This is a genomic window from Candidatus Thiosymbion oneisti (assembly GCF_900092655.1).
GTDB lineage: Bacteria > Pseudomonadota > Gammaproteobacteria > Chromatiales > Chromatiaceae > Thiosymbion > Thiosymbion oneisti.
Genome location: NZ_FLUY01000365.1, coordinates 1 through 3,923 on the forward strand (window position 1 = coordinate 1; position 3,923 = coordinate 3,923).

3 protein-coding genes are annotated in these 3,923 nt (G+C 62.4%); all 3 read left to right on the forward strand.

Going from position 1 to position 3,923, the window contains the following annotated elements; all coding sequences use genetic code 11:
- The first annotated feature begins 200 nt into the window (after positions 1–200).
- The 3 genes from BQ17_RS03565 to BQ17_RS03575 all read left to right on the forward strand — a co-directional run bounded on the left by BQ17_RS03565 (position 201) and on the right by BQ17_RS03575 (position 3,718).
- Positions 201–1,352 (forward strand): DUF3322 domain-containing protein, encoded by a 1,152-nt coding sequence (locus tag BQ17_RS03565; RefSeq protein WP_089724366.1) that lies wholly within the window; start codon positions 201–203, stop codon positions 1,350–1,352.
- A gap of 195 nt (positions 1,353–1,547) precedes the next feature.
- On the forward strand, positions 1,548–2,333 hold the full coding sequence (locus BQ17_RS03570) for an RnfABCDGE type electron transport complex subunit D (RefSeq protein WP_089724368.1): 786 nt from the start codon (positions 1,548–1,550) through the stop codon (positions 2,331–2,333).
- Positions 2,330–3,718 carry a DUF2330 domain-containing protein gene (locus BQ17_RS03575; protein WP_218068058.1) on the forward strand — a complete coding sequence of 463 codons (1,389 nt, stop codon included), beginning with the start codon at positions 2,330–2,332 and terminating at the stop codon, positions 3,716–3,718. The genes BQ17_RS03570 and BQ17_RS03575 overlap by 4 nt, the downstream gene beginning before the upstream one ends.
- The last annotated feature ends 205 nt before the right edge of the window (positions 3,719–3,923 follow it).

Below are 3,923 nucleotides of genomic sequence, written 5' to 3' on the forward strand. Positions count from 1 at the left end.
AGACGATGATGGGAGCCAGCCTGGGATGTCGGGTTACGGCGCGTTCAGCCTCGGTTGTCCACGCCCGCATCGCAAGGTGCGCCTGACCCGACCTACAAAACTTAACTTAATGGCATTGGCCGCCAGGGACGGTGGCGTGCCCAACAAATCATTTAAATATTAACCACCACCCGCCCAATAATTCAGGATTGCTCTAACCGATGAAGACGCCTGACGCCTTGCGCCACAAGCTCCGGGACCAATGGCACAACGGCGGCATCCGCCGCCGACGGCTGCTGGGGCAGGATCAGTGGCCCTTGATCCTAGCCATCGGCAAACCGGCGCCGGCCCTCATGGCCGGTGACATCGCCGCGGTGCGGACCCATATCGAACGCTGGCGTCGGATGAAGATAGGCGAGGTGCGTTGGGAGGCGGTGAGCTACCGAAGTCTGGCCGCTGCCGTCGAGCTCCCGATCAGCTGGGTGCTGCACTCGGCGAAGCAGTGGGTCGAGGCCATGGCCGATGCCGACATTCGTCAGGAATATCGCCTCCTGTCCGGTGTCATCGCCGCGGTCAATCCCCAGTTTCACCCCCTCATCGTCCAGCAGCGTCAGCAGGTCCTGGCACAGGGGGCGGAGGAGACTATCCGGGTCTGCGCCGTGGCCGACCGACTGACGCCGGGCTGCGCCGACGGGCGCCCGCTACGGGCCTTGTCGATCGCCGACTGCGACAGCAAATTCTTAGAACGCAATCGCCCCCTCCTGACCCGGCTGCTGGAGCTGCGCTTCGGCCCCGCCGTCGCTCAACAGGGGCTGGAAGGTTTTCTCGGGGCGCTCGACGAGAGCGAGCACTGGCTGCTGGTTGCACCCCTGGAACCGGGCCTGTTGCCGTTCGAGCAGCTGCGACTACGCAGCAGCGAGCTGCGCCGCTCCGCCCTGCCCGGCAGCCATCTGATGGCGGTCGAGAACGAGCGTTCCCTCTACCAGCTACCACCGCTGCCGGGAACCGTCGCCGTCCTGGGCGCCGGGCTGAACCTGAGCTGGCTGCAAGCCCCCTGGCTGGATGATCGGACCTTGGCGTACTGGGGCGATCTCGATACCTGGGGCCTGAGCATGCTGGCGATGGCCCGCCTGCAGTGGCCGCATCTTATGGCCCTGATGATGGATGCGGCCACCTTCTCGGCGCTCGCGCCGCGGCATGCCGTCATCGAACCGGTCAAGGCAGACCCCCGGCCGCCGGCCGGACTCGACGCCCAGGAGCAGGCCCTGTATCGAGACCTCTACGACCGGGAGAAGGGTCGCCTGGAACAGGAATTCGTGCCGATCGAGCTGGTGCATCGGGTGGTGAACCGTTGGCGTTTCGGTTCTTTTTGAGCCGCAAAGGGTAGGCTGGGCTGTGCCCACTGATGATTTCCCGGTTTCAACGAAGCGGATTTTCCTATAGGAAAAATACGTTTTGGTCCATTAACCTTGATTTGCGACCATTTGCGGCCAAATTTTCCGTGGCGTTCCTGCCAGCTCAATGGTATCGGTAGTTGAAGGCATCCGTACTAGAGCTGAGTCATTGTCATGGACCCGCGCTACTATCAGCTGGCGGTGCAGATCGCCCTGTTGCTGTTCGGCATCCTGCAGCTACAGTTCGAGCTCTCGCCGGTGCGGATCGTCGCGGTGGTGGCACTCGCCGGGCTGCTGCAGCTCCTTTTCACCCGTCGCTATCACCTGCCGGCCAATCTCCCCAGTGCGGCCAACAGCGCCCTGTCGATCCTGTTGCTGCTGCGCTCGAACGCGCTCGGCTGGCTGCTGCTTGCCGTTCTGATTGCGATTGCGAGCAAGTTTCTGGTGACGGTTCGTCGTCGCCATCTATTCAACCCCTCGGCCCTCGGCATCGTGGTGGTGATCCTGATCGGCGACGCGGCCTGGGTCACACCGGGTCAGTGGGGCCGGGAGATCTGGCTGTTGTTGCTGACGGCAGGTGGCGGCCTGATCCTACTGATCGGCCCGACCCGTATGGCGACGACCCTCGCCTTCGGCGCCGTCTATGCGCTTTCTCTCTTCGGGTACGCCGCCTGGCTCGGCGACCCCTGGCAGATCCCGCTGCACCAGCTGCAGAATGGCGCCTTGCTGATCTTTGCCTTCTTCATGCTGTCGGATCCCAAGACCACGCCCGCGTCGCTGGCCGGTTGCCTCCTCTACGGCACCTGGGTTGCGCTACTCGGCTGGGCGCTGCAATATCTGTTTTTCATCCCCAACGCCTTTCTCTATGCCTTGATTCTTGCTTCGCCACTGACCTTATTAATCAACCAGTACCTGCCGGGGCGGGCCTTCGTCTGGCCTGGCACCAGGAGTCATTCATGAGCATGAAACCCATCCATTGGCTGCTGCTGTGCCTCCTGACGGCACCGAACCTCGCCTCCGCTTTCTGCGGCTTCTATGTCGCCAAGGCGGACACCAAGCTCTTCAACCGCGCATCCCAGGTGGTGATGGTGCGTGATGGTGACAAGAACGTCGTCACCATGGCGAGCGATTTCCAAGGCGATGTGGATGAATTCGCGATGGTGGTGCCGGTGCCCAAGGTGCTACAAAAGGGGCAGATCCACGTCATGGAAAAGGCGATCCTGGAGCATCTGGATGCCTATTCGGCGCCCCGGCTGGTGGAGTATTTCGATGAGGACCCCTGCCGGCGCTACGAGATGGCCGCACCCGCCGCAATGGCCGCCGCCCCGATGGCGAAGCGTGCCGTTGCCCGCCGGCGTGCAAAGAGTCTCGGCGTCACCATCGAGGCCGAATACCAGGTCGGCGAATACGACATCCTGATCCTGTCGGCCAAGGAGAGCGACGGCCTCGTCACCTGGCTCACGGAAAATGGCTACAAGCTGCCCCGGGGTGCGCGGCCGGTGGTCGGCAGCTATCTGAAGCAAGGCATGAAATTCTTCGTAGCCAAGATCAATCTGGAGAGCTACCGCAAGGGGAAATACGGCTATCTGAGACCACTGCAGATCGCCTACAGCCATCGCAAATTCATGTTGCCGATCCGGCTCGGCACCGTCAATGCCAAGGGTCCCCAGGAGTTATTCATCTATGCCTTGACCCGCAAGGGACGGGTGGAGACGACCAACTACCGCACCGTCAAGCTACCGGCGAACATCGACATCCCCGTCTACATCAAGGAAGAGGATAAATTCGCCGATTTCTACCGCGACCTGTTCCGCACCCAGGTCACCAAGGAAGGCGGCCGCGCGGTCTTTCTCGAATACGCCTGGGACATGAACTGGTGCGATCCCTGCGCCGCCGATCCCCTGAGCAACAAAGAATTACGCGAGCTGGGCGTCTTCTGGCTCGACGACCGCCGCCCGGCTCCGAAGTCTCGACCGGCCCCACGCATCGCGCCGCCGGCGCCGGGGGCGAAGGATGTCTATATCACCCGCCTCCACCTGCGCTATGACCGCGCCCATTTCCCGGAGGATCTCAAGTTTCAGGTGACCGGCAACCGTGAGAATTTTCAGGGGCGCTATGTTATCCGCCACCCCTGGCAGGGCGATGCCAATTGTGAGGCGGCCAAGCGCTATCTCAACGAGACACTGCCGAGGCGTCTGGAACAAGAGGCCGACAATCTCGCCCGCCTGACCGGCTGGGATATCAAGGATATCCGCGCCCGGATCAAGCTGCCGCGGCGGTCTGCAACCAAAGATGGGCCTAAGGGTGACAAGGGCGCCTGGTGGGAAGACATCTGGGAGCACTGAGGGAGCCGCTCATTGCGCTGCCCCTGGGCGCGGTATTCGTCGAGCGGACTCGTAGGGTGGGCTGTGCCCACCAATACCGCGCCTATCCGGTGGGCACAGCCCACCCTACGCCTCCTACCCTTCTTTTGGCTCGTTCCCACGCTCCAGAGATTGTGAAAGAATTCGCCGTTGGTGGTAGTAAAGGGTAAACCAGCGGTCGAGCCAG